At 67.1% G+C, this 23,694-nt stretch carries 26 protein-coding genes and 1 pseudogene; 18 read left to right on the top strand and 9 right to left on the bottom strand.

Annotated features, from left to right (window positions below; all coding sequences use genetic code 11):
- The first annotated feature begins 1 nt into the window (after window position 1).
- From ACXDF8_RS06720 to ACXDF8_RS06710, 3 genes are all read left to right on the top strand, one after another.
- Entirely contained in the window at window positions 2-1,087 is a 1,086-nt protein-coding gene (locus tag ACXDF8_RS06720; RefSeq protein ID WP_457222472.1) for an NAD(P)H-dependent amine dehydrogenase family protein, read from the top strand.
- 267 nt (window positions 1,088-1,354) lie between these two features.
- Window positions 1,355-2,020, top strand: coding sequence for a VldE C-terminal domain-containing protein (locus tag ACXDF8_RS06715; RefSeq protein WP_457222471.1), 666 nt, complete (start codon window positions 1,355-1,357; stop codon window positions 2,018-2,020).
- Window positions 2,021-2,168: 148 nt separating this feature from the next.
- Window positions 2,169-2,654, top strand: coding sequence for an Rv2253 family sensor-like surface protein (locus ACXDF8_RS06710; RefSeq protein WP_457222470.1), 486 nt, complete (start codon window positions 2,169-2,171; stop codon window positions 2,652-2,654).
- Window positions 2,655-2,674: 20 nt separating this feature from the next.
- On the opposite strand, the gene treS is transcribed toward ACXDF8_RS06710, so the two are convergent.
- The gene (gene treS / locus ACXDF8_RS06705) at window positions 2,675-4,954 is read right to left on the bottom strand and encodes a maltose alpha-D-glucosyltransferase (RefSeq protein ID WP_457222469.1); all 2,280 of its coding nucleotides are present in this window, start codon (window positions 4,952-4,954) and stop codon (window positions 2,675-2,677) included.
- A gap of 326 nt (window positions 4,955-5,280) precedes the next feature.
- On the opposite strand from treS, the gene ACXDF8_RS06700 reads away from it, so the two are divergent.
- From ACXDF8_RS06700 to ACXDF8_RS06690, 3 genes are read left to right on the top strand one after another with little or no spacing between them, the layout of a single operon-like run.
- Window positions 5,281-5,502 carry a hypothetical protein gene (locus tag ACXDF8_RS06700; RefSeq protein ID WP_457222468.1) on the top strand — a complete coding sequence of 74 codons (222 nt, stop codon included), beginning with the start codon at window positions 5,281-5,283 and terminating at the stop codon, window positions 5,500-5,502.
- Window positions 5,503-5,527: 25 nt separating this feature from the next.
- A complete protein-coding gene (locus tag ACXDF8_RS06695; protein ID WP_457222467.1) occupies window positions 5,528-6,820 on the top strand; it encodes an NCS2 family permease in 1,293 nt (430 codons plus the stop codon).
- Complete coding sequence (locus tag ACXDF8_RS06690) at window positions 6,817-7,653, top strand: PHP domain-containing protein (RefSeq protein ID WP_457222466.1); 837 nt, start codon at window positions 6,817-6,819, stop codon at window positions 7,651-7,653. Before ACXDF8_RS06695 ends, ACXDF8_RS06690 begins: the two co-directional genes overlap by 4 nt.
- Here the strand turns inward: ACXDF8_RS06690 and ACXDF8_RS06685 are convergent, their stop codons facing one another.
- Both ACXDF8_RS06685 and ACXDF8_RS06680 read right to left on the bottom strand, forming a co-directional pair.
- Complete coding sequence (locus ACXDF8_RS06685; RefSeq protein ID WP_457222465.1) at window positions 7,654-8,346, bottom strand: GntR family transcriptional regulator; 693 nt, start codon at window positions 8,344-8,346, stop codon at window positions 7,654-7,656.
- Entirely contained in the window at window positions 8,343-8,879 is a 537-nt protein-coding gene (locus tag ACXDF8_RS06680; protein WP_457222464.1) for an HD family phosphohydrolase, read from the bottom strand. The genes ACXDF8_RS06685 and ACXDF8_RS06680 overlap by 4 nt, the downstream gene beginning before the upstream one ends.
- Window positions 8,880-8,988: 109 nt before the next feature.
- Here ACXDF8_RS06680 and ACXDF8_RS06675 point away from each other — a divergent pair, with 109 nt between their 5' ends.
- From ACXDF8_RS06675 to ACXDF8_RS06630, 10 genes are all read left to right on the top strand, one after another.
- Complete coding sequence (locus ACXDF8_RS06675) at window positions 8,989-10,104, top strand: TIGR03364 family FAD-dependent oxidoreductase (protein WP_457222463.1); 1,116 nt, start codon at window positions 8,989-8,991, stop codon at window positions 10,102-10,104.
- A gap of 20 nt (window positions 10,105-10,124) precedes the next feature.
- On the top strand, window positions 10,125-10,811 hold the full coding sequence (locus ACXDF8_RS06670; protein WP_457222462.1) for a phosphonatase-like hydrolase: 687 nt from the start codon (window positions 10,125-10,127) through the stop codon (window positions 10,809-10,811).
- A gap of 15 nt (window positions 10,812-10,826) precedes the next feature.
- Window positions 10,827-11,873, top strand: a complete 1,047-nt coding sequence (locus ACXDF8_RS06665; protein WP_457222461.1) for a 2-aminoethylphosphonate ABC transporter substrate-binding protein — start codon at window positions 10,827-10,829, stop codon at window positions 11,871-11,873.
- 11 nt (window positions 11,874-11,884) lie between these two features.
- Entirely contained in the window at window positions 11,885-13,051 is a 1,167-nt protein-coding gene (locus ACXDF8_RS06660; protein WP_457222704.1) for an ABC transporter ATP-binding protein, read from the top strand.
- Window positions 13,048-13,941: a 2-aminoethylphosphonate ABC transporter permease subunit gene (locus ACXDF8_RS06655; RefSeq protein WP_457222460.1), complete on the top strand. Its 894-nt coding sequence runs from the start codon at window positions 13,048-13,050 to the stop codon at window positions 13,939-13,941. Before ACXDF8_RS06660 ends, ACXDF8_RS06655 begins: the two co-directional genes overlap by 4 nt.
- A 3-nt stretch (window positions 13,942-13,944) precedes the next feature.
- Window positions 13,945-14,742, top strand: a complete 798-nt coding sequence (locus ACXDF8_RS06650; RefSeq protein ID WP_457222459.1) for an ABC transporter permease — start codon at window positions 13,945-13,947, stop codon at window positions 14,740-14,742.
- Between the two features lie 103 nt (window positions 14,743-14,845).
- The gene (locus ACXDF8_RS06645; protein ID WP_457222458.1) at window positions 14,846-15,535 is read left to right on the top strand and encodes an esterase; all 690 of its coding nucleotides are present in this window, start codon (window positions 14,846-14,848) and stop codon (window positions 15,533-15,535) included.
- A 119-nt stretch (window positions 15,536-15,654) separates the two neighbouring features.
- Window positions 15,655-15,789 (top strand): hypothetical protein, encoded by a 135-nt coding sequence (locus ACXDF8_RS06640; protein ID WP_457222457.1) that lies wholly within the window; start codon window positions 15,655-15,657, stop codon window positions 15,787-15,789.
- 133 nt (window positions 15,790-15,922) lie between these two features.
- Window positions 15,923-17,092: a phosphatase domain-containing protein gene (locus ACXDF8_RS06635; protein WP_457222456.1), complete on the top strand. Its 1,170-nt coding sequence runs from the start codon at window positions 15,923-15,925 to the stop codon at window positions 17,090-17,092.
- 148 nt (window positions 17,093-17,240) lie between these two features.
- A complete protein-coding gene (locus tag ACXDF8_RS06630; RefSeq protein ID WP_457222455.1) occupies window positions 17,241-18,503 on the top strand; it encodes a hypothetical protein in 1,263 nt (420 codons plus the stop codon).
- Between the two features lie 345 nt (window positions 18,504-18,848).
- Here ACXDF8_RS06630 and ACXDF8_RS06625 read toward each other — a convergent pair whose 3' ends face one another.
- Window positions 18,849-19,814 (bottom strand): GlxA family transcriptional regulator, encoded by a 966-nt coding sequence (locus ACXDF8_RS06625; RefSeq protein ID WP_457222454.1) that lies wholly within the window; start codon window positions 19,812-19,814, stop codon window positions 18,849-18,851.
- Between the two features lie 52 nt (window positions 19,815-19,866).
- Between ACXDF8_RS06625 and ACXDF8_RS06620 the strand changes: the two genes are divergently transcribed.
- Entirely contained in the window at window positions 19,867-20,259 is a 393-nt protein-coding gene (locus tag ACXDF8_RS06620) for a cupin domain-containing protein (protein WP_457222453.1), read from the top strand.
- On the opposite strand, the pseudogene ACXDF8_RS06615 reads toward ACXDF8_RS06620, so the two are convergent.
- The 5 genes and pseudogenes from ACXDF8_RS06615 to ACXDF8_RS06595 form a co-directional block, all read right to left on the bottom strand.
- Window positions 20,256-20,560 (bottom strand): annotated as a pseudogene (locus tag ACXDF8_RS06615) (arsenate-mycothiol transferase ArsC). The gene ACXDF8_RS06620 and the pseudogene ACXDF8_RS06615 overlap by 4 nt on opposite strands.
- Window positions 20,561-20,613: 53 nt before the next feature.
- Window positions 20,614-21,027, bottom strand: a complete 414-nt coding sequence (locus ACXDF8_RS06610; protein ID WP_457222452.1) for an arsenate reductase ArsC — start codon at window positions 21,025-21,027, stop codon at window positions 20,614-20,616.
- A 3-nt stretch (window positions 21,028-21,030) separates the two neighbouring features.
- Complete coding sequence (arsB, locus tag ACXDF8_RS06605; protein ID WP_457222451.1) at window positions 21,031-22,113, bottom strand: ACR3 family arsenite efflux transporter; 1,083 nt, start codon at window positions 22,111-22,113, stop codon at window positions 21,031-21,033.
- On the bottom strand, window positions 22,110-22,490 hold the full coding sequence (locus tag ACXDF8_RS06600) for an ArsR/SmtB family transcription factor (RefSeq protein ID WP_457222450.1): 381 nt from the start codon (window positions 22,488-22,490) through the stop codon (window positions 22,110-22,112). The genes arsB and ACXDF8_RS06600 overlap by 4 nt, the downstream gene beginning before the upstream one ends.
- Before the next feature lie 70 nt (window positions 22,491-22,560).
- Window positions 22,561-23,001, bottom strand: a complete 441-nt coding sequence (locus ACXDF8_RS06595) for an ArsI/CadI family heavy metal resistance metalloenzyme (protein ID WP_457222449.1) — start codon at window positions 22,999-23,001, stop codon at window positions 22,561-22,563.
- 96 nt (window positions 23,002-23,097) lie between these two features.
- Between ACXDF8_RS06595 and ACXDF8_RS06590 the strand changes: the two genes are divergently transcribed.
- Window positions 23,098-23,457, top strand: coding sequence for an Rv2640c family ArsR-like transcriptional regulator (locus ACXDF8_RS06590; protein WP_457222448.1), 360 nt, complete (start codon window positions 23,098-23,100; stop codon window positions 23,455-23,457).
- Window positions 23,458-23,694: the final 237 nt, after the last annotated feature.

Genomic DNA, 23,694 nt, shown 5'->3' with positions numbered 1-23,694 from the left:
AGTGTCAGCGCAGAAACCGATTCGAGTGTTCCAGGTCGCGACCGGCAATGTCGGCACCGAAATGATCAAGCGGATCGCCAACCGTTCCGATCTGGAGCTGGTAGGCCTGCATTGCTACTCCCCGGAGAAGATCGGTCGGGACGCCGGCGAGATCGCCGGGCTCGCACCGATCGGCGTCGCGGCGACCGGATCCGTCGAAGAGATCATCGCCGCGCGGCCGGACGTGGTCACGTTCCACGGCGTGTTCCCCGACGAGGACCTCTACGTCGCCGTGCTCGAGGCCGGTATCAACGTGGTGACCACCGCCGACTGGATCACCGGGTGGCATCGTGACACCAACCACCCACACCATTCCGGCAAGAAGGTTTCCGAGCTGCTGCAGGAGGCCTGCCTCAAGGGCGGTTCGACGTTCTACGGCACGGGGATGAACCCCGGGCTCAATCAGATTCTGGGCGTGGTGTGTTCGGCCGATGTCGCCGAGATCGAGAACGTGACCACCATCGAGTCCGTCGACGTGTCGTGCCATCACTCCGCCGACACCTGGAAAGAGGTCGGTTACGGACTGCCGGTGGACGATCCAGCGCTCCCCGGCATGCTCGAGAAGTACACCCGCGTCTTCGCCGACAGCGTGCTGATGATGGCCGACTGTTTCGGCCTGGAACTCGACGAGGTCACCTTCAGCTACGAACTAGGCGCCTGCACAAAGGATGTCGACCTCGGCTGGTATCAGCTGCCCAAGGGCTCCCTGGGCGGGAACTATCTCAAGTACCAGGGCATGATCGGCGGGGTTCCGAAGGTGGAGACACACCTGGAGTGGCAGATGACGCCGCACACCGACCCGAGCTGGGACATCAAGGGCTGCTACATCACCCAGATCAGCGGTGACCCGTACGTCTACAACAAGCACATGATCTTCCCGAAGCCGGGCGTCGACCTGTCCGATCCGACGTCCTTCGCGTCCATCGGGATGACGGTCACCGGTTTGCCCGCCCTCAACGCGATCGCGTCGGTGGTGGCCGCCCCGCCGGGACTTCTGACCAGTTCGGACCTCCCGCTGCGAGGTTTCGCCGGGCGCTTCAAGAAATAGCCGCATGCCGTGGCGCGCACCCGGACGCCGGCAGAGCGAACCGAAAGCCCTACGGTATCGGAATGAGTTCGGTTCGGTGAACGGAAGATGAACATGCAGTTCAGGCGCCTGTTTCGATACCGAGCGACCGGCGCGGTCAAATCTGTCACAATGTCCGTTCAGCAACCACACAGCCACGCCGGAGCTCGCGCCAGGGCCGTCGCGCGGCCGATCAGAGGATAGCGAAGGACGCGCTAGCGCCGGATCGGTCCAGGTAGAGTGCCATGCGTGGGCAAGCATCGGTTAGCCAAGCCCCGGCGCCGCTGGTCGGTCGCCGTGGCCGTGCTCGCTGCTCTGCCGGTGGCCGCCGTTCTCACTGCCAGCACCGGCGGCCCGCCCAGTCGACTCACTCCCGACGGCACCGCCTGCTGCGCGGAACTGGTCGCCGCCGCCCAGGAGCTCCCCGCCACCCAGATCGCCGCGCACTACACCGTGCTGACCCAGGCCGACCTCGCGGCCAGCCGCAGCGCGGTCCACCGCAGCTCGTTACGCGCCCTGCCGGCGGGATTGGCCCCGGAACGCGGCCTGCAGATCAAGACAATTCTGGCCGAGCGGCTGATCAGCGCGTACTTCCCCGAGATCCACAGCATTGGCGGAGTTCGACCGGATCCGCTCAAGTGGCATCCGATGGGGCTGGCCATCGACGTGATGATCCCGGACTATCGGTCACCCGCGGGCAAGGAACTCGGCGACCGGATCGCCGCTTTCGTCCTCGCCAACGCCGACCGGCTGTCGATCAACCATGTGATCTGGCGTCGAATCATCTACTCACACAACGGGAAAGCGTCACTCATGCCGAACCTCGGCGGCGACGACGCCAACCACTACACCCACGTGCACATCGCCACCGACGGCGGCGGCTATCCCACCGGCAGTGAGCAGTACTTCGGTTGAGCCCCCCATTCACCCCGGCCGCGAGCAGACACAAACTTATAGAAATCGCGGCTGCAAACTATAAGTTTGTGTCTGCTCGGCAGGGAAGGCGCCCTGAAACGCGGCCCCGCTGTGTAACAACTGTCACTTCCGACGCGGTAATCACTGTATGAGTCGCTACCGCTGCCTGCCCGCCGCCGCGCTGGCCGTGGCTACCCTGCTGAGCGCCGCACCGGCACACGCCGACGAGGCGTTCTGGGGCGGGTGGTACAAGATCACCTTCCACACCGACCAGAAGTCCGGCACGAGTATTGCCGCGGGACAACAGGAGATGCCCTATACCGCGTCGTACAAGATCACGACGGACTGCTCCTCGGGCACCTGCGTGGCCTCGGTGCTCGACGGCCCGACCCCGAAGGACAACGTCGCGCAGACCACGACGTTTCAGTGGACCGGGTCGCAGTGGACGCGGTCGAACAGCTGGCGCTGGGACTGCACGCTGCCCGACGGCACCATCACCTACGACCCGGCGAATTCGGTGACCACCTACGCACCCCAGTCCGACGGCTCGCTGGCCGGCACCTTCACGACCACCATCGACAGCGGCGCCTGCCAGGGCACGGTCACCATCCCGGTGACGGCAACACCCGCCTGAGTCCGGTTCCGGCGACGGGATCAGCGTTCGGCCACGTCCCCGCACGGCTCCTCACCGTCGGCCGCCGATTCGACCAGCAGGGACATGCCGTGGTGGGGCGGCATCTCGACCCCGAAGCTGTGCAGGTCGTCGACGCGGGCGAAAGACTTGCCGGTGAACATATCCGAGACGCAGGCGCCCGGCGGCAACGCCTCGGAGCGCACCGTGCCTGCGACGACCTCGTTGGCGAAGTTCAAGACGGTGAGCTGGAACTTGCCCTCGTCGGCGAGCTGGTGGACCAGGACCAGCATGCCGCGATGCGACACCTCCGGAATGTCGACCTGCCGGCTGGTGGCGATCCCGTAGTAGGACCGCACCCGCAAGATCGCCTGCAGCTGCCGCAGGAAGCTCGTCTCGTCGCCGAGTTGCTCCGGAATCGATCCGTAAAGGCTTCGACCCCTTGGCATTCCAGCTGACGACTGGTTCGCCGACGGATTGACTCCCATCAGGTCGTGGGCGGCCCGGTGGATCCAGCGGGTGTCCCCGCCGCGCAGCAGTGGCGCGACCTCTGACGGCGCCAGCGTCAGCATCCCGCACAGGTCCCAGCCCGACAATGCGAAGACGCCCGGCTGCAGCGCATTGAACATCGCCAGCAACAGGTGGGCCCGGCGGATCCGGTCGATATCCTCGGCATCGGAGATCTCGTCGAGATCGTCGAACCCGAGGATGGCCGCCACGATCGTGGCCGTTGTGCAGGCGATGCCGTTGGTCGTGAAAACCAGGTTGTACGGCGCGTTGTCGCCGGTGAGCTTGTCGATCAGGTCCTGACGGACACTCTCACCGAGCGCTCCACCGGTGATCTCCTCGCCCTTGTAGGTGTAGATGTCGTCGCAGTGCCCCGTCGACCAGTGCACCAACTCATAGGTCAACTCGTCGTGGTTCTGGAGCGCGTGCACCAGCGACGCCGGATCCACACCCAATTCCAGGGTGGTGCGCAGGGTCAATCGCAGGAACTCGGTGTCGGCGGTGGCAAGCGCGTGCTGATAGGCGGGCCTGTTGACGAAGTCGTAGGACAGGTCGGCGCCGGCCTCCCCGATCTGACGGATGTCATCGATGGTCAGATTGAGCTCCTGGAAGGTGAAGCCACCGACCTTGCGCACCATGCTCGCGATCAGGTGGTTGGCCGCCTCGGACAGCGGATGTCCCTCGGACCACGCCGAACTGTCCTCGGCTGCGCTCTTCTCGGCGCCGAGGAAGCCGTTGGCATCCAGGCGCAACCCACCGGTACCCAGGTCGGTCAGGGAATGCAGTGCGTCACCGATCACCAGCCGCATCCCGGCGAACGACGGATCCAGCCAGTTGATCGACGGCTGGCCGTCCTTGAAGTAGTGCAGGTAGACCCAGCGGCGCTCGACTCCGTCGATGCCGGTGACCGGCCGGGTGACACTCCAGTTGGTCTCCTTGACACCCTCGGCGTAGAAGATCACGCGTTGCAGACGGCCGATGATGTAGCCGGCCTTGTCCAGCCACTCCTCGGTGGCCGGGTCGATGTTGACCGAATCGGCGCCGTCGGGCACCACGGGCAAGTGCTCCCAGTCCCGCGGATCGATCTCCACCATGTGGTAGATGCCCGGATAGTCCGCGTACTTCATCTCGGCGAGGCGGAAGTCGGCGCCCTTGCCGGTATGGCCGGGTACGACGTCGTCGATGATGGTGCCGCCGTACCAGTTGGCCGTACCGCACATGTGACGGAACTCGTCCTCGGTGCCGAAGACCGGGTCGATCTGGGTGCTGATGCGATCGAAATGCCCGTCGACGCTGGGGGTTTGATCCCATCCGGAGATGCCGCCTGCGCGTTTCACCGGCCCCGTGTGGATGGCCTCGATCCCGATCTCGGAGAACGCCTTCCACATATCCTCGTCGGCCATCGCCTGCAGGAACGACTCGTTGGCGCGGGTGATCAGCGACACCGGATACGCGGTGAACCATACCGAGGCGGTGTCGACCGCCCCGCGCGGGCTGGGGGTCGCGTAGGGGTTCTGCCACATCGAGCCCTGACCGGAGAACTGCTGGCTGATCTGGTTGGCGTCGGCCAGCATCGACTGGGAGACCAGCCACGACACGTACGCCGGATTGGTGCCCCTCGGCAGCCCGTCCTGGGCCGGCGATCGGCGGGTGAACGGTGTCTTGACGCGCGGCCGGAACCGCAGCGCCCGAGGACGCGCCGGGTGCAGATGCTCGTCGAACGTGATCTCGGTCGGCTCATTCACCTGATCGTCGGGGACCTGCTCGTCGGGACCCAGATCTACCGCCTCTGACATGTATCCCCTTCACAAGAGTCTCGACCGGCCTGGAGTGAGTATTGCCAGAGCGTCACCGCATTGAAACGCGCAATAACACCCACGGTACGGATTGGTGCGCCGAGCGGTGACCCGTGGGCGGTCGCCGCTGGCATCCTCCGATCGCAGGAGGCACGACCATCCACCGCACGGGCTCATTTACCGATACCGACGGCCATTGCGCACGGCGATAGTCGACACATGCCCGCAGCACCCGGCAGGCGGGCCCGCTCGGAACGAAGAGCAATGATCTGGTTCTGAATCCCATCCCCGCCGAAACCCATTCTCCACAAAGGAAAGTGACCACGATGGACGTCACCGCACAATCGACACGGCGCGCCGGATTCGTCATCGGCGTCGCCGCGATCCTCGCCATGGCCGGCGCCGGGATCGCTTACCACGGCACGGACGTCAGCCCCGATCACATCGCCAACAGCGTCGGGTACCCGTGGGCGCCCGGCCCCAACGGCGTGGCGGGATTGATCGGCCGTGACATCGCCATCCGACTAGGCCGGGCCTCCTCGCAGTGACGAGGGGGCCCGTAGGGTTCCAGGCGTGAATCGTCTCGATCGTTTCTTCGAGATCACGGCCCGCGGGTCGTCCATCGGGGCCGAGGTTCGTGGCGGCGTAGTGACGTTCATCGCGATGGCCTACATCGTGGTCCTCAATCCGATCATCCTGTCCGGCGCCGCCGACGTCACCGGCCAGAAACTGGGCTTCACCGAGGTCTCCGCCACCACCTCGCTGGCCGCAGGTGTGATGACCATCCTGTTCGGAGTCGTCGCGCGACTTCCGTTCGCCTTCGCCGCCGGGCTGGGCATCAACTCGTTCCTGGCCACCACCGTGGTCGGCACGGTCAGCTGGCCCGAAGCAATGGGGCTGGTGGTCGTCAACGGACTGATCATCGTCGCGCTGGCGGTCACCGGGCTGGCATCGCCGCCGGTAGGCCTCGGCGGGGGCGGTCATGGGTCGATCAGCGCCATCCCCACGGTGGTGTTTGTGTTCACCCTGCTTGTCACCGGCGCCCTGGTGGTCCAGCAGGTGCGTGGCGGTATCCTCATCGGATTGGTGGCCGGCACCCTCGTAGCGGTCGTCATCGAGGCGATCTGGCACCTCGGGTCGGCGGCCCAGCACCCCGGCGGGTGGACGTTGTCGGTGCCGACGTTGTCCGGCTCGCCGTTCGCGCTGCCCGACCTGTCCCTGGTGGGCGCGTTCAGTTTCGACAGCTTCGGGCGCATCGGGATCCTGGCCGCGACGATGCTGGTGTTCACATTGGTGTTCGCGAACTTCTTCGACGCGATGGGGACATTCACCGGATTGTTGCGCGAAGCCGGGCTGGCCGACGCCCAGGGCAACTTCCCGCGACTGCGGTCGGCGCTGATCCTCGAAGGTGCCGGCGCGGTGGTCGGCGGAGCGACGTCGGCGTCGTCGAACACCGTGTTCATCGAGTCCGGCGCGGGCATCGAGGAGGGCGCCCGCACCGGGCTGGCCAACCTCGTCACCGGCGCACTGTTCCTGGCCGCGATGTTCGTCGGCCCGCTGGCACAGATAGTGCCGACCGAGGTGGCCGCCGCCGCGCTAGTGATCGTCGGCACGATGATGTTCTCCCAGCTGCGCCACGTCGACATCACCGAGTTCTCCGTCGCCCTGCCGGTCGTGCTCACGGTCGCGGTGATGCCGTTCAGCTATTCGATCGCCAACGGCATCGGCGTCGGCTTCGTGGTGTGGGTCGTGGTGCGCTCGGCGGCTGGCAAGGCCCGCGAGATCCGCCCGCTGTTGTGGATCGTCGCGGCCGGCTTCGTGCTGTACTTCGCCCGCGGCTGGATCGAATCCCTGCTGAGCATGTGAGGAAACCTGTGCTGCCCACCGACAATCACGTGCACACCCGCTGGTCCTGGGACACACCGGGAACTTCGAGGATGGAGCTGGCGTGCGCCCGCGCCGTCGAACTCGGGCTACCGGGGCTGGCGTTCACCGAACACGTCGACTTCACCGGCTGGAACCACGACGACGCCGGCCATCACCGGGGCCCTGCCGTCGGGCCACGGCCCGGGGTACAACCGTTCGACGTGGCCGGCTACTCGGCCGATCTGGCGCGCTGCCGAGAGAGGTTCCCGCAACTGCGGATCATGTCCGGAATCGAAGCGGGTGAACCACACCTGTTCTCCGAAAGCGTTGCTGCCGTGCTGACGTCGGGCGATTTCGACCGGGTATTGGGCAGTCTGCACGCCATCGAGCACGACGGCGTGCTGCGCTTTGTCGACCGCACCCTGTTCGGCGACCTCGATGCCGCTGAACTGATGGACCGCTATTTCGCCGAACTGCTGACCCTGGTGGAGAGTTCGTCGGTGTTCGGCATCCTCGCGCACTGTGACTACGCACGCCGGTACTGGCCGGACCGGGCCGGGGACTACCGCGAGCACGACTTCGAGGACGGCTACCGCACCGTCTTTCGCGCCCTCGCCGGGTCCGGCCGGGCACTGGAGATCAACACCCGAAGTCCCCTGGCCTCGGTCGATCTCGTGCGCTGGTGGTGGCAGGCCGGCGGCGACGCGGTCTCGTTCGGCAGCGACGCCCACGACCCGTACTCGGTGGGAAGCCGGTTCGACGTGGCGGTGGACATCGTCGAGGCCGCCGGATTCCGGCCCGGCCGTGACCGATTCGACCTCTGGCGCCGTTGACTAGTTGTCGACCAACACCGTCTGGAAAGCGACCCGGTCGCCGCGATACAGCGCCCGCACCATCTCGATGGGCTTGCCCTCGGCGTCCAGCGAACGCCGGCGCAGATGCAGCATCGGCATCGCCGTAGTGGTCAGCAACAGCCCGGCTTCCCTGGGAGTGGCCAGGATGGTTTCGATGATCTCCTCGGCGGACGCGAAATGCACGCCGGTGGCGCGGATCGCCGCATACAGCGAGGTCTGCGGATCGAAGGTGGTATACAGTCCGGCGAACCGAAACGACGGCAGGTAGGTGCTCTCCAAGCCGATGCGTTCGTTGTCGGCCAGCAGGATTCGCTCCAGGTGCATGACGAGCTCCCCCGGTCTGATGTCCAGCCCGGCTGCCAGTTCCGCGGTGGCCTCGATGTCTTCCCACGACACCAGGATGCGGCCCGGCTTACGCCCCATTCGTTCGGCACCCTCGGTATAGGACCGCAGCGACAGTGGTTGCGTCAGCTTGGGTTTGGCGACCACCGTGCCTCGGCCACGGCGCTGGATCCGACCTTCCAGCAGCAATTCGTGCAAGGCCTGGCGCACCGTCTCGCGAGCCACCCCGAAGCGGGTGGCCAGGTCCCGTTCGGCGGGCACCGGGTCACCTTCGACCAGATCGGCGAGCAGTTGGTCCAGCCCGGTGCGGACCTGGTGTGCCTTGCTCATCGCCGCCGCAGCACCCGCTCGGCGATCAGCAGCACCTCGTCGATGCTCATCGCCGCCGCCCCGGGGACTTTCGCGGCGTCGTCGTAGCGGCGCAACCGCACCGCGGCCGGCCACCAACGGTGGGCGGTCAGGTCCTCCTCGACCCCAGCGCCACCCTGCGCCGTCAACGACACCACCGACGTCGGGGACAGCGTCTCGGCGTAGCCGGGTTCGGTGGCCGCCAGGTAGCGCTTGGCCGCCACGTGCGCGCCGGCCAGCCAGCCCACTCGCGCACCGAAGCGCGGGGTCAGCCAGCCGCGGGCGGCCACGTCGTGACGGTCGCGATCAGGCGAGTCGCACAACGGGCTGTGCGCCAGATCGTGCAGCGCTGCGGCCAGCACCAGTTCGTCGTCGGCACCGTCGTCGACAGCACGAGCGGCAGCCTGCAGCGCATGGTCGAGATCGTCGACGGCATCCTCGTCCCAGACCCCGCGCAGCGACCGCAATAAGGCCGCCGTCTCGGCGATCACCGCACACTCCTCGGTGTCAATCACACCGAAAATCCTACCCTGAATTGGTCTATACCAATCGTTAATCTTCTGTTCAGGCCGGTAGAACCGCGCGGTTGGCCCACCGTCGGTCGGGGGGTGAAACCTCAGCGCCATGCGGGTGACGATCGTGGGCGGCGGCGTGCTGGGCACCGCGCACGCCTGGCACGCGGTGTCCCGCGGTCACACGGTCGTCCAGCTGGAACGCGAGACCGAGGCCAGGGGCGCCACCGTGCGCAACTTCGGTCTGGTGTGGGTGTCGGGGCGTGCCACGCACGAACTCGAGGCCGCACTGCGCGCCCGCGAGCTGTGGGAGCACATCGGCCGGCAGGTGCCCGGGGTGGGCTTCCGCCCGGCCGGATCGCTGACCCTGCTGCGCACACCTCGCGAAGTCGCCGTCGCCGAGCAGGTCGCCGAGCGGTCCGACGCGGGTCGGCGGGGCTTCCGAGTCCTTGACCCCGAGTCAGTTCGAGCGCTCAATCCTGCGCTGCGGGGCACATTCCTTGCCGCCCTGCACTGTTCGCACGATGGTGTGGTCGAGTCCCGCCAGGCATTGCCCGCGATCCGCGCGTACCTCGCCGACAGCGGGCGCTACACGTTCGTGCCGGGGACCGAGGCTCGAAGCGTCGACGGCGGTGTGGTGCGCGATGACCGCGACCGCAGCTACGAGGGCGACCTGGTGCTGTTGTGCCCCGGTGCCGCCCACGGCGGGCTGACCCGCGAGGTTGCCGGCGAGCTTCCGGTGCGACGGGTGCGCCTGCAGATGATGCAGACCGAGTCGCTCGGGGAAGCGCTCACCACCGCGATCGCCGACGGTGACAGCTTTCGCTACTACCCTGGCTTCGCCGGCTCGGCGCTGAATGCGCTGCGCGACAATGAACCTCAACACCCCGTCGCCGACCGCCAGCACATGCAGCTGTTGTGCGTGCAGCGGTTGCACGGTGGGTTGACCATTGGCGACACCCACGAATACACCGAGCCATTCGGCTTCGACGTGCACGAGGAGCCCTATACCTACCTACAGGGGCGGGTGGAGGAATTCCTGGGCCGGCCGCTACCGGCGATCCGGCAGCGTTGGGCAGGCGTCTACAGCCAGTGCACCGATCCGGGTGATCTGGTGTGCCGACGCGACGCCGGTGACGGCGTCTGGGTGATCACCGGGCCGGGTGGGCGCGGGATGACGCTGGCGCCGGCCATCGCCGAACACACCGCCGACCTGGTCGAGCTGTGACGGTCAACCGAAGGGAATCCATGGTAAACAACGAGATTCAGTTGGCCGTCCTGGACATGGCCGGAACCACCGTGGCCGACGGCGGTCTGGTGATCGAGGCGTTCGACGCCGCCGCCACTGCGGTAGGTCTGCCCACCGCCGGCCAGGATCGCGAACATGCCCGCCAGTACGTGCTCGACACCATGGGCCAGTCGAAGATCGCGGTGTTCCGCGCCCTGTTCGGTGACGAACAGCGGGCCCAGCAGGCCAACCGTGCCTTCGAGACCGCCTACGACACACTCATCGAGAACGGTGGCGCGCACCCGATTCCCGGAGCCGCAGCGGCCGTCGCGGAGTTGCGCCGTGCCGGGGTGAAAGTCGCGCTCACCACTGGCTTCAGCCCCGCCACGCAGGTGAAGTTGCTGGCCGCGCTGGGCTGGCAGTCCCTGGCCGATCTGAGCCTGGCGCCCGGTGCGGGTGTGCGCGGCCGTCCCTATCCGGACCTGATCCTGACCGCCCTGATGCGCCTGGAGATCGACGGCGTCGGCAACGTCGCCGCGCTCGGTGACACCGGCAACGACGTCGACAGTGCGCTTCGGGCTGGCTGCGCGATCGCGGCCGGCACGCTCACCGGTGCCCACGAGGAACAACAACTGCGCGACGCGGGCGCCACCCACATCGTGTCGACAGTGACCGAGTTCGCCGACCTAGTCCTGCAATCCCGTTGACCCCGAGAGGTACTCATGAACACTCGTAAAACCCTGGCGGCGCTCACCATGGCCGTCGTCGCAACCATGGCCACCGCATGCGGGGGCACCGGAACCTCCGGCTCCGGGGGTGGCACCACACTGACCGTCTACAGCGCCGACGGGCTCGGCACCTGGTACAAGTCGCAATTCGCGAGGTTCACCAAGGACACCGGCATCAACGTCAACGTCGTCGAGGCCGGCTCCGGCGAGGTGGTGTCGCGGGTGGAGAAGGAGCAGTCCAACCCGCAGGCCGACCTGCTGGTCACCCTCCCGCCGTTCATCCAGAAGGCAGACAAGTCCGGTCTGCTGCAGCCCAGCGGCACCGACACCAGCGGCATCGCGCCCGAACTGGTCGGACCCGACGGCGACTATCTGCCGATCGTCAACAACGCGCTGAGCTTCATCGCCAACCCGGGCGCCAACCCGCAACCCGAGACCTGGGACGATCTGCTCAAGCCGGAATTCAAGGGCAAGCTGCAGTACTCGACTCCCGGCCAGGCCGGTGACGGTACGGCCGTGCTGGTGCTGCTGCAACACCTGATGGGCAAGCCGGCGGCCCTGGAGTATTTGGGCAAGTTGCAAGCCAACAACGTCGGGCCGTCGTCGTCGACCGGCAAGCTGCAGCCCAAGGTGAGCAACGGTGAGCTGCTGGTGGCCAATGGCGATGTACAGATGAACCTGGGCTCCATCAAGGACGACGGGTCAACGTTCACCATCTTCTTCCCGGCAATGGCCGACCACAGCCGCACCACGGTGGCCCTGCCTTACGTCGCCGGCGTCACCAAGGGCGCTCCGCACGCCGACGATGCCAAGAAGCTGCTGGCCTTCCTCATCTCCGACGACGTGCAGAAAACAGTCGCCACCGACGCATTGGGTATTCCGGTGAAGGACGCCATCGCGAAAGCCTCTGGCGGATCAGCGGATCGGAACACCCCGACCGGGCTGCTCGACGGAGTGCAGATGTGGACCCCGGACTGGAACGCGGTGCTCGCCGACCTCGACACCGATGTCGCCGCCTACCAGAAAGCCACCGGGAGCTGACCGTGACCGAAATCGGCGTCGGCTCCTCCCCCAGCGCGGCAGCCACATCGCGGCAGACGCCGGCACCGACTCCGGCCACCCCGGCGATCACCTTCGATCGTGTCGGGGTGGCCTTCGGGCGCGGCAAGGCGACGACCCACGCCCTGACCGACTTCAGCCTCCGGGTCGCCGCCGGCGAGACGGTGGCGCTGCTGGGTCCCAGCGGTTCGGGCAAGTCAACCGCGCTCAACGCGCTCGCCGGTTTCGTACGCCCGACCACCGGCCGGGTTCGGCTCGCGGGCCGTGACGTGACCGACCTGCCACCGGCCAAGCGCGGCATCGGCGTGGTGCTGCAGTCCTATGCGCTGTTCCCGCACCTGCGGGTCGCCGAGAACGTGGCCTTCGGGCTGCGGTCACACCATGTCCCGCGCAGCCAGATCGGTCCCCGCGTGGCCGAAGCGCTCGACATGGTCGGGATGTCGGCCTTCGGAAAGCGTTTGCCACGTGAGCTTTCCGGCGGCCAGCAGCAGCGGGTGGCGATCGCCCGCGCACTGGCGATCCGCCCCCGGGTGTTACTGCTCGACGAGCCGCTGGCCGCACTGGACGCCCAACTGCGCCAGGCGATGCTCGCCGAGCTCCAGCAGCTCAAACACGCACTGCCGGACACCGCGATGTTGTACGTCACCCACGACCAGACCGAGGCGCTGGCACTGGCCGATCGCATCGTGGTGATGAACGACGCCCGGCTGATGGACGTCGACACCGCCGAAAACCTCTGGAGGCGCCCGCCGAGCAGTTTCACCGCGGCCTTTCTCGGGGGTGCCAACCTGATCCCGTGCACCATCGGTCGCGTCATCGGCACGTCGGCATTGGTCAGCATCGCCCACAAGACCGTCAGCGCGGAGGCGCCGCAACCGGCGGTGGGCAGGACGGACTGGGCGCCCGGCTCGCCGGCACTGCTGTGCATCCGTCCGCACGCACTGCAGATCGTCGGCCTCGGGCATCCGGAGGCGTTGCGCGCCAACGTGACCGCCTCGGTGTGGCGCGGCGCGACCACGCGCGTCGTGGTGTCGGTCAATGGGCTGCCTGACCGGCTCATCGAAGTCGATGCCGCCGGCCAAGCCGGCTATCCGGTGGGCACCGAGGTGGGATTGCGATTCCCACAGCCGGCCGGCGTACTGGTGCAGGCCGGCCGATGACGGCGATCCTCGACCACCCGGGGCCGGCCGCCGATACGCCCGTCCAGCAACCGGCCCCGCGGGTGCGCCCGGTGTTGTGGACGCTGCCGCCGCTGATCGTGGTGCTCGTGGCCGCCGGCTATCCGCTGGTGAGGGTCTGCCTGGAGTCGGCCAGACTGCGCGACGGCAGTGTGGGACTGGGCACCTGGACGTCGGTGCTGGGCTCGCAGGCATTCCGCTCCGCGCTGTGGCGAACGATCGCGATCGCGGCCACGTCGACGGCCGGCTGCCTCGTTCTGGGCACCTTCCTGGCAATCGTGTTAGCGTTCGTGCCTTTTCCCGGATCCGCGCTCGTCGGCCGGCTGATCGACACGGTCTTGGCGTTGCCGTCGTTCCTGATCACGTTGGCCTTCACGTTTCTCTACGGCAGCGCGGGCGCGGTCAACGCGGCCATCACCTCGCTCACCGGGTCGCCGGCGCTGGATTTTCTCTATACCCCGGCCGGCGTCGTCGCCGCCGAGGTCACCTTCTTCACGCCGTTCGTGGTACGGCCGCTGCTGGCTGCCTTCGCGGTGTTGCCCCGCCAGCAGCTCGACGTCGCGGCAAGTCTGGGCGCTTCGCCCTTACGGGTCCTGGTCTCGGTGGTGATGCCGGAGGCGTGGCCGGCGTTGACGGCAGGCGGCAGCCTGGTGTTGTTGTTGACGCTCAACGAGTTCGGCATCGTGTTGTTCACCGGCGCCAAGGGCGTGATGACCCTTCCGGTGCTGATCTACACGCGCGGAATCGTGACATTCGACCTGCCCGGCGCGGCGGTGATCGCGACCGTCCAGATCGTCCTGTCACTGTCGCTCTACGTGGCATACCGGCTGATGTTCGCCCGGCTGACCAACCGCACCGGTCCGGAGAGATAGCCGATGTTGGTGTGGAACAAGAGAAGCCGGGCCGTCATCCTTGCCGTTTTCGCCCTCGTGGTGTCGGTCGTCTTCGTCGCGCCGCTGACAACCGTGGTGCTCGCCGGGCTGGCCGGCTCGTGGAACGGGCCGCTGCCGTCTGGCCTGGGTTTCGCCCGGTTCGGGCAGGCCCTGTCCGGAGAGAACCTCGCCAGCCTGTCGGTGAGCCTGCAGACCGCCCTCGTCGCAGGCGGCCTCGCGCTGCTGCTCGGCAGCTGGGCGGCCATCGCATCGCGTGATGCCCCGCGCTGGTTGAGCCGACTGACCGACGCCATCTTCCATCTGCCGATCGCGGTGCCCTCGGTCGCGATCGGGCTGGGCCTGCTGATCACCTTCAACGCCCGTCCACTGCTCCTGGGCGGCACCCGCTGGATCGTCATCCTCGCCCATTTCGTGTTGGTGCTGGCATTCGCGTTCAGCGCAGTGAGCGCCGCGCTGGACCGGCTGAACCCGGCGTTCGGACACGCCGCCCAGTCGTTGGGTGCCTCGCCGGCCCGGGTCTTGGTCCGGGTCACGCTGCCGCTGCTCACACCGGCGCTGGGTGCCGCGGCCGGGTTGGCGGTGGCTCTGTCGATGGGCGAGCTCGGTGCCACCGTGATGGTCTATCCCGCCACCTGGAAGACGCTGCCCGTCGCGATCTTCGGCCTGACCGACCGCGGACAGGCGTTCCAGGCCGCAGCCTGCACCACGGTGCTGCTGTGCGTGACGCTGGTGGTGCTCGTCGTCCTGGGGCGCGTCCGCGGCCGCGCCGCGCTGCGGTGACCGGTGCCGCGCACCGTCATCGCGGCAGCGCGGACGTCGCTAGAGTTTTCCTCGGTGGTGCGTGCGGTGCGCTGGCACCGCGACGAACGGAGGAATCTCGCAGATGCCCAAGCTGAAAGTGGCGGCGCTGGTCGCGGCGGCCGTGCTGGCCGGCTGCCCAGGCATCGCTGCGGCGGCCCCGAAGAATTACTGCGTCGACCTCAAGGGCGTCGATTCCGGCCAGACCTGCCAGATCACGGTGTCCGACCCTGCCTACCAGGTCAGCATCGCCTTCCCGAGCGACTATCCCGACCTGACGCCCGTCGCCGCCTACGTCGGCCAGACCCGCGATGGCTTCCTGAACGTCGCCGAGAGCTCGAGCCGGCGGGACATGCCCTACGAGCTCGACATCACCGCGAGTTCCTACGACTCGGCGGTGCCGCCCCGCAGTACGCAGTCCCTGGTGCTGCAGACCTACGAAGACATCGGTGGCGCCCACCCGCAAACCCAATACAAGGCGTTCAACTGGGACCAGACCAACCGCAAGGCCATCACCTACGACTCGCTGTGGCAGCCGGGCACCGACCCGCTCAAGGCGGTCTTCCCCATCGTCCTGGCCGAGCTGCAGAAGCAGACCGGCCAGGACGTGGCGATCGACCCGACCGCTGGGCTCGATCCGGCCAACTATCAGGACTTCGCCATCACCGACGACGGGGTGATCTTCTACTTCAGCCAGGGCGAGCTGCTGCCCGAGGCGGCCGGCGCCACCCAGGTGCTGGTGCCCCGCTCGGCGATCGCCCCCCTACTGGCCTGATCCGACCGCCGGGGTCACGCAGGCACCGCGCCAGGGCGTGTTGCCCGGCCGCCACCATCGGCAGCTGTCCAGCGCTGCTGCTGCGCCCCTCCTCGGCAGCCGGAATGTAGGCCCACGCCGTGGCGCCGTACACCGCGTCGATCGGGGCCAGCGGCATGGCGCCGCTGAGCCGGCCGGCCGACTCGAGCCAGCGGGTGATCCAGCCCTTGCGCGTGATCGCTGTCGTCATGACGATCCTCCCGATCCGATGGTGATGCTGTCACCGTGGACTCTGCCCACTCCCGCGGTCGCGCGGCATCGGGTGGTTGGGGGATGCGCCGGATGAACCGGCCGTCCACCGATCGGAGGACGGTTGTCTGCGGCAGCCGCCGTTGGGATGCTGATGCCATGCCCCGACTCCCCCGCCGGATCGCCGCGGACCTGACCGCGAAGATGCGCAGCGCCGAAGCGGCCGCGGCGATTGCCGGGCTGGAAGGCAAGCTGACCGAGCGGCGGCGTGACCACAAACTGCAGTCCGGCGCGTTTCGCGGGGTGCAGGTGCTGGTCTATCGCGGGTACGTCGCCGCAGACGTGGTCAAGGTCCGCGTCCGGGTCGCCGAAGCCCCTGAACTGCCCGGCGACAGCCGCATCCCGTATTGGGAGGTCGCGCAGGGAAACCTGCGCCGGCACGCCGCGTTGCCGATCGTCGGGACCGAGGTCGAACTGCGGATCGGCACGCACCGCGCGACCGAGGTGACCGACGCGCATGGCTTCGCCGCCTTTTCGCTGCCGGTACCAAAGCTCCGGGCGGGCTGGCATGCCGTCGAAGCGGTCGCCGCGCAGCTGCTCGACGGTGAACCGATCACCGGCACCGGTTCGGTGCTCAAACCGGCGCTGGACGCGCCGTTCCTGGTGATCTCCGACATCGATGACACCATCCTGCTCACCGGCCTGACCGAGGGATTGGCGATGGTGGCCAGGACCGTGTTGCGGGAGGCCGAGCAGCGCACCGCGATTCCGGGCATGTCGGCGTTGTATCGGGGGCTTGCCCGCGGCGTTCCCAGGGGCAGCGGTCATCGCCGGGCACGGCCGGGCTTCTTCTACGTCTCGACAGGAAGCTGGTCGTTCTATCCGATGCTGGAACGGTTCATCGGCGTGCGCGGTTTCCCGGACGGACCGATGTTCCTCACCGACTGGGGGCCCACCGAGCGCTACCTGCGGCGCAGCGGCGCTGAGCACAAGCGTGCGGCGGTGCGCCGGCTGATGACGGCGTATCCGCGGATGCGCTTCGTGCTCATCGGTGACAGCGGCCAGCGTGACCCGCTGATCTACGAGGAGATGGCCCGCGAGTTTTCCGGTCGCGTCCCGCTGATCCTCATCCGCCAGGTCGGCGCACCGGACGACGACCGCAACAGCCGGCTCCGGGAACATGCCGAAAGCCTTCGCGGCGAGGGTATTCCGATGCATCTGGTCGCCGACCCGGCCGATGCCGCGGCGCTCGCCCACGATGCGCGGCTCTGCGACGCAGAGACGGTGGTGGAGGTCCGCGCGGAACTGGCCGGCGGCGAAGACCGGTAGAGCTCGAAGCTGGGCGCCGACCGGTCACGTATGCGAGTACTGATCCGCTGCGCCAGGCACCGATTCGACTGAACTCTGACACTAATATTTGCTGCAGTGCTAGCCTCTGCTGGCAGATAGCACTGTTACCAATTGCCCAGGAGGCGGGATGCGGACGTCGAGCTATGCCGTGGGCATCGCGCTGACGCTCGGCGCCGCGGCCGCCCTGCTCGCCGGACAGGGGGTCGCCTCGGCTGATCCGGCTTCGGGATCTGCAGGCCCGTCGGCGTCATCGGCACGCTCCGCGCACGCCACGGCGAGCCGGCCGCGCCGCGTAGCGCGGGTCCCGTCGGCAGCGCCGGCTTCCCGCCCAGCCGGTACCGATGCCGGCGCACGGCCACGCGCGATCGGCCACCGCGCCCCCTCGGCGCGTACCGGCCGCGCTGACACCGTCACCGTCACCGCGCCCGCACCGACACCAACAGTGTCGGTGACGCTGCCGCACCTGCCCGTCGTCACCGGGGCCTCGTTCACCGTCTCCGAAAGTTTCATCGCCGGATTCGCCGAGAAATACCTCGCCGCCGGCGGCAACCCGGTTGACAGTGCCCGGTTCTTCTTCGGCGATCTGGCGGTCGCGAGCCTCGACGCACTGGCGCAGAACGCCGCCGAGCCCACCGAATTGCGGCTACTGCTCGGCAATCTGGCGGCGTCGGGCTACTTCGGCGGAATCTGGTTGCGTGACAGCCTCACCGGCACCGGCGCCGCTGCGGGGACAGTCCCACGGGTCGCCGCACCCACGGTCGACCTCTCCCCGTCGGCGATCGGCATCCGGCTCTTCGATGCGGCGACGGGGACGTTGGCGACGGTCGCGACGAGCAACCCGTGGCTAGTCACCGCGGTGGCGCACGCCGCTGTTCCGGTGTTGCTGGCGTTGTACGGGTACAACCGCGGCTATCTGGATGTGGTGCTGGACAATCCGCCTGCCGGCGTGCCGTCCATGCGGGACACGTTGTCGTGCAGCGGCTTCCTCGCCTGCAGTTCGACGGCATTCCCGCTGGAACTGGCCACCCGCTACGACAGCGCGCTGAGCAAGCTGGCGGGACCGACCGATCTCGGCTGGGCCGAAATGGCGATGTGGACGACGGTGCTGCAAAGCGCCACCGGCGCCGGCCGATTCGTCTGGGAGGGACTCGCCCGAGCGGGCTTCTCGCCGGCGACCTACACCGCGCTCGTCGAGCTGAGCTCCGCCTATCTGATGGTAAGCAAGGCCGCGGTGCTGTCCGCGATGACCGCCTACGCCGACGGCGACGCGGCCGTCGGCCGCGCCTCGCTGCGGCTACAGGCCGGGCTGTGGATGTGGTCGGGAGCGTATTTCGCCGGTCTGGCATCGGGCGCGCGTCCCGGCACCTTGCCGTCGATCATGGTGAGCTGAGCGCGATTTCGCGAAACTAGTTGTTCCCCGGAATGGCCGTCGGACCCGGACTTATCGGTGGGTACCGGCGCCGGAGAACTGCCACCCGTCGTCGCCGGTGCGGTCGAACTCGGCGGCGACGTGTTGGTGGTCGACGGCGCTTCTTCGCCCTTGTTCCCACAGGCGCTCAAAGTGCCCATCCCGACGGTCGATCCCAAGATATCGCACCTAGCAGCCTATTTCGCGCTGAGTTGCGAAGCTCCCATGCCCAGCTGTTGCTGGCCAAGACGTTGACGTTCCTTACCGGACAGGATTCCGCCGTGATCGCACCAGATTCGGTGGTGAAGCGAGCCCAACAGGAGCCGATCATCGAGCGAAGGCACGGCGGTAGGCCGATGGAGTAAGGCCGGTCTGATCGGCGAGACGATGTCGTAGGTTGGCAGAAGTTCCAAGGCCGCTTCGATGAGCGATCTGGTCGACCGACAGGTCGGTCTGCTCGAGAAGTCTGCGAGCATGCTCGACACGCACGCTGGTCAACCATTGGTTCGGCGTGCACCCCAGCTCGTGCCGGAAACGACGGTGCAGGGTTGCAGGGCTCATCGCTGCTTGTGAGGCGATGTCCGCAACCGAGATTGACCCGGTGGCGTGTTGTTCTGCCCAGACGAGGGCTTCGGCCAGTGGGCTTTCGCGTTCCTTCGGGATGGGGCGTTCGATGAATTGTCGTTGCCCACCGGGGCGATGCCCTGGGAACACAAGACGGCGCGCGACCGCCGCGGCGATCTCAGCGCCGTGGTCGCGACGTACGACATGGAGAGCGAGGTCGAGCGCAGCAGCGCTGCCAGCGGAGGTGAGAATGTCGCCGTCATCGACGAACAGGACGGTTTCGTCAACACGCACGCGTGGATACCGGGTGCGGAACTCTTCGGTCCATTGCCAATGCACCGTGGCCCGGCGTTCGTCCAACACGCCTGCCTCTGCCAAGGTGAAGGCACCGCTACACATGCCTATCATTCGCGCCCCGCGCTCATGAGCACGCGATATCGCCTCAAGGACGTCCACGTGATGGGGCGTCGACGTGTTTGGCCGGTTGGGGACGATCACCGTGTCAGCGTGCGCCAGCGCGGTGAGGTCTGCGATACCCGTCATGGTGAAAAAGCCCTGCCGCATCAGCACATCGGGCTTCCGTGCGCACATCTGGAAGTCATAGAGCAGACCGCCCACCTCTGGACGGTTGATGCCGAGAACCTCAGTCAGACACGCGAGCTCGAAGGGATTCGAGCCCTCATCCACCAACGCGACGACGACGTGTTGGTGCGAGGATTGTTGCGACATGCGTCATTCTTTGCACTGTTCGGTCAGATGGGCAAGACCGCATGATCAACGAATGGCCAATCTGAGCACAAACATCGACACCGTCCTGGGGTCCTTCCAGGAATGTTGGAGCCCACGCATCCTCACCCAGGTCAACGATTGGGACGTCCGCCTGGCCAAGGTCGGGGGTAGCTATGTCTGGCATTCCCACCCCGATACCGACGAGTTGTTCATTGTGCTCGAAGGCAGCCTCGACATCCACCTCCGCGATTCGTCGTCGGCCGGCAGCGTCGTGCACCTCGAGCGCCATGACGTCTTCGTGGTCCCCCGCGGGACTGAGCACCGCCCGGAGTCGTCGAACGGCGCTTCGGTGATGTTGTTCGAGCCAACGGGAACGCTGAGCACCGGCAGTTACGCTGGCGATATCCCGGACCACATCACCTCGACGACTGGGTTTCTCGTCTAACCGGCGCTGCCTGATGAAAGGGCCGTGAACGCGGTCGGCTGCCGGCACCGTTCGGCGAGAACCTGCACCCGGGCAGCGATATCGTCGCGAATGAGACGCATCCGATCGAGCCCGTCGATTGCCCGCAACGATGGTTCGTCGGTGTCCCAGTTCTCGGCTTCGGGTGTTGCCCACTGATGTCGACACCAACCTCCAGCAGGGACTGCTCCGAGGGCAGGTTGATCGATGTGCCGGGATGAGTGCCCGCGGAGCGCACGTCGATCTTGTCGCCGCGGATGCTAGCCATCAAAGCCGCTGCCATCTGCGATTTGCCGCTGTTCTCGACGCACACGAACAGCACCGAAGGTTTCGTCGTCACGCGGTCTCGGCGGGCATCAACTCCGCGATGAGCGCTTCGACCCGAGTCCTGATCTCGTCGCGGATCGGGCGAACGGCCTCGACTCCCATGCCGGCCGGGTCGGGCAGTGCCCAGTCGCGATAGCGCACGCCTGGGAAGACCGGGCAGGTGTCCCCGCAGCCCATGGTGATCACCACGTCGGAGGACTCGACAGTGTCCGGGGTGAGGATCTTCGGCGACTGGTCGGCGATGTCGATGCCGACCTCGGCCATGGCCGCCACCGCTGCCGGATTGATACTCGCCGCGGGAGCACTTCCCGCCGACCGGACTTCGATGGCATCCCCGGCGAGGTGCGCGAGGAATCCCGCGGCCATCTGGGAGCGTCCGGCGTTGTGGACGCAGACGAACAGTACTGACGGTCGAGAACCCATGAGCTACCTAGCCTTTCGTTGGGGCGCGAAGCGCTTGCGCAGCGCCAGCGACACGTAGACCAATGCGACCAGCACCGGAACTTCGATCAGCGGCCCCACCACTCCGGCCAGCGCCTGCCCGGAGGCGGCACCGTAGGTGGCAATCGCGACAGCGATCGCCAGCTCGAAATTGTTGCCGGCCGCGGTGAATGCCAGCGTCGTGGTGCGCGCGTATCCCAGACCGAGGGCGGCCCCCAACAGGTAGCCGCCACCCCACATGATCGCGAAGTACGCCAGCAGCGGAAGGGCGATCCGCGCGACGTCCCACGGATGCGACGTGACCTGGCTGCCCTGCAGCGCAAAGAGGATGACGATAGTGAACAGCAGTCCGTAGAGCGCCCACGGGCCGATCCGCGGCAGGAAGGTCGACTCGTACCAGGAACGCCCCCTTGCCTTTTCACCGTAGCGTCGGGTCAGGAACCCTGCCAGCAGCGGAATGCCGAGGAAGATCAGCACGGATTTGGCGATCTGCCACGGTGAGGTGGCGATGGTGGTCGTCGCCAGGCCGAGCCAGCCCGGCAGAATCGAGAGGTAGAACCAGCCGAGCAGCGCGAACATGACGACCTGGAACACCGAGTTCAGCGCCACCAACACCGCGGCGGCTTCCCGGTCACCGCAAGCCAGGTCATTCCAGATGATGACCATGGCGATACAGCGGGCCAGCCCAACGATGATCAGGCCGGTGCGGTACTCCGGCAGATCCGGCAGCAACAGCCAGGCAAGCGCGAACATCAACGCCGGCCCGATCAGCCAGTTGAGCAGCAGGGAACTGATCAGCATCTTGCGATCGGCGGTCACCGAATCCAGGCGGTCGTAGCGGACCTTGGCCAGCACCGGGTACATCATGATCAGCAGTCCGAGCGCGATCGGCAACGAGATCCCGTCGATTTGAACGGCCGAGAGCACGTCACCCAGGCCCGGGATCATCCGGCCCAGCACCAGACCGGCGGCCATCGCGATGCCGATCCACACCGGCAGGAACCGGTCGAGTGTGGACAGCTTGCCGACCACCGCCGCGGTGCCGTCGCGCGCCGTGGTGTCGGTCATGCCGGCGCTCCGACCGGCTGCATCGCACCCGCACCCGCGCTCAGCACCACCGAGAGTGCGGTCAGCGCTTCGGGAACCACCGCGTAATAGACCCACGACGCGCGCCGCTGCGAGGTAAGCAGGCCGGCGTCGCGCAGCACTTTGAGGTGATGCGAGATCGTCGGCTGCGACACCGCCATGCCGGCCGAGACGTCGCAGACGCACGCTTCGCCGCCAGCATGGCTCGCCACCGAACTGAGCAGCCGTAACCGCACCGGGTCCGACAACGCCTTGAACTTCGCCGCCATGTCCGTCGCCGCGGCGATGCTCAACGGTTCCGCCACCAACGGCGCCACCGGGCAACAGTCGACGCCGTCACCGCTCCCTAGATTCGACATACGTTGATATTGACAATCATCGAATTGGGACGCAAGCGAACAATGAGTGAACGTCGGGCCGGGCGATCGATCAGCAGCACGGCGCACCCTTCTCGGTCTCGGCCTCCGCATCCACGTCCAGATGCCGCGGACTACTGCCGAAGGTATCGGAGTCGCCCAGCACCGTATAGACCTCCCACTTCTCCCCAGCAGGCCCGGTCACCCACACCTTGTCCTGGGTGGCGAAGCAGCACGTGGTGCCTATCTCCTCATCGGTGAACAGCCCCTCGCCGGCCAGCCGGGCGATCTCGGCGTGCACCTTCTCACTGGATTCGACCTCGACCCCGAGATGGTTGATGGTGCCGCCCCTGCCGGGGTTCTCCAGCAGGACGAGCTTCAGCGGCGGCTCGGCGATCGCGAAGTTGGCGTAGCCGGGTTTGACCTTTGCCGGTTGCGTGCCGAACAGCTTGGCGTAGAACGCGATCGCCTCGTCGAGATCGTCGACGTTGAGGGCGAGTTGGGCTCGTGACATGGTTCCTCCGACTTGTGAGACATATATCGAATTACTACACAGGCCCAGCATGGCGACCTTTTGGATATATGTCAAGATTCTGGCACCATATCGGTTGTGCCCAAGACGCTGCCGGTGGTCGACATGTCCGCTCCGGTCTGCTGCGCCCCGGTGGCGGCCGGACCCATGAGCGACGACGACGCCCTCCACGTGGCGCTGCGCCTGAAGGCGCTGGCCGATCCGATGCGGGTCAAGATCATGTCGCTGCTGTTCAGCGCGCCGGACGGCGAGCAGAACAGCGGCGAGCTCGCCACCGTGCTCGGGCTGTCCGAATCGACCGTCAGCCACCACCTGAGCCAGTTGCGCAAAGCCGGCCTTGTCGACTCCGACCGGCGCGGCATGAACGTCTACCATCGCCCGCACCGCGATGCCGTCGCCGCGCTGTGCGTGGTGCTCGACCCCAATTGCTGCCGCTGATCGCTGGCCCAGGGCGAAGCGTAGCCCTGAATCGGGGCAGTTTCGCGGCGATCTCGGCCGGCGCTGCAACCACCCGTTGGCCCGAATCCCCCTGCTCTCCATGGCCATCTGCTCGGTTAGGTCCTAACTTCGGCGCCGAACGCCTCAGAAACCTCAAGGCGCTGTTGGACGTCTCCTACACGCAGGGCGTCTTCGTCAACCGGTTCGTCGCCTTGGCGGCAGCTCGATCCTGCAGAA

This window comes from Mycolicibacterium sp. CBM1 (genome assembly GCF_054073305.1).
Note: the sequence above shows the minus strand (reverse complement) of the source record. Positions and strands in the feature narration are given on the sequence as shown.

Coding starts and splice junctions, on each gene's coding strand:
- ACXDF8_RS06655 (WP_457222460.1), top strand. CDS start 13,048: ATGACGGCGATCCTCGACCACCCGGGGCCGGCCGCCGATACGCCCGTC.
- ACXDF8_RS06700 (WP_457222468.1), top strand. CDS start 5,281: ATGGACGTCACCGCACAATCGACACGGCGCGCCGGATTCGTCATCGGC.
- ACXDF8_RS06645 (WP_457222458.1), top strand. CDS start 14,846: ATGCCCAAGCTGAAAGTGGCGGCGCTGGTCGCGGCGGCCGTGCTGGCC.
- ACXDF8_RS06595 (WP_457222449.1), bottom strand. CDS start 23,001: ATGTCACGAGCCCAACTCGCCCTCAACGTCGACGATCTCGACGAGGCG.
- ACXDF8_RS06630 (WP_457222455.1), top strand. CDS start 17,241: ATGCGGACGTCGAGCTATGCCGTGGGCATCGCGCTGACGCTCGGCGCC.
- ACXDF8_RS06600 (WP_457222450.1), bottom strand. CDS start 22,490: ATGTCGAATCTAGGGAGCGGTGACGGCGTCGACTGTTGCCCGGTGGCG.
- treS (WP_457222469.1), bottom strand. CDS start 4,954: ATGTCAGAGGCGGTAGATCTGGGTCCCGACGAGCAGGTCCCCGACGAT.
- ACXDF8_RS06610 (WP_457222452.1), bottom strand. CDS start 21,027: ATGGGTTCTCGACCGTCAGTACTGTTCGTCTGCGTCCACAACGCCGGA.
- ACXDF8_RS06635 (WP_457222456.1), top strand. CDS start 15,923: ATGCCCCGACTCCCCCGCCGGATCGCCGCGGACCTGACCGCGAAGATG.
- ACXDF8_RS06710 (WP_457222470.1), top strand. CDS start 2,169: ATGAGTCGCTACCGCTGCCTGCCCGCCGCCGCGCTGGCCGTGGCTACC.
- ACXDF8_RS06650 (WP_457222459.1), top strand. CDS start 13,945: ATGTTGGTGTGGAACAAGAGAAGCCGGGCCGTCATCCTTGCCGTTTTC.
- ACXDF8_RS06625 (WP_457222454.1), bottom strand. CDS start 19,814: ATGTCGCAACAATCCTCGCACCAACACGTCGTCGTCGCGTTGGTGGAT.
- arsB (WP_457222451.1), bottom strand. CDS start 22,113: ATGACCGACACCACGGCGCGCGACGGCACCGCGGCGGTGGTCGGCAAG.
- ACXDF8_RS06665 (WP_457222461.1), top strand. CDS start 10,827: ATGAACACTCGTAAAACCCTGGCGGCGCTCACCATGGCCGTCGTCGCA.
- ACXDF8_RS06685 (WP_457222465.1), bottom strand. CDS start 8,346: ATGAGCAAGGCACACCAGGTCCGCACCGGGCTGGACCAACTGCTCGCC.
- ACXDF8_RS06675 (WP_457222463.1), top strand. CDS start 8,989: ATGCGGGTGACGATCGTGGGCGGCGGCGTGCTGGGCACCGCGCACGCC.
- ACXDF8_RS06620 (WP_457222453.1), top strand. CDS start 19,867: ATGGCCAATCTGAGCACAAACATCGACACCGTCCTGGGGTCCTTCCAG.
- ACXDF8_RS06670 (WP_457222462.1), top strand. CDS start 10,125: ATGGTAAACAACGAGATTCAGTTGGCCGTCCTGGACATGGCCGGAACC.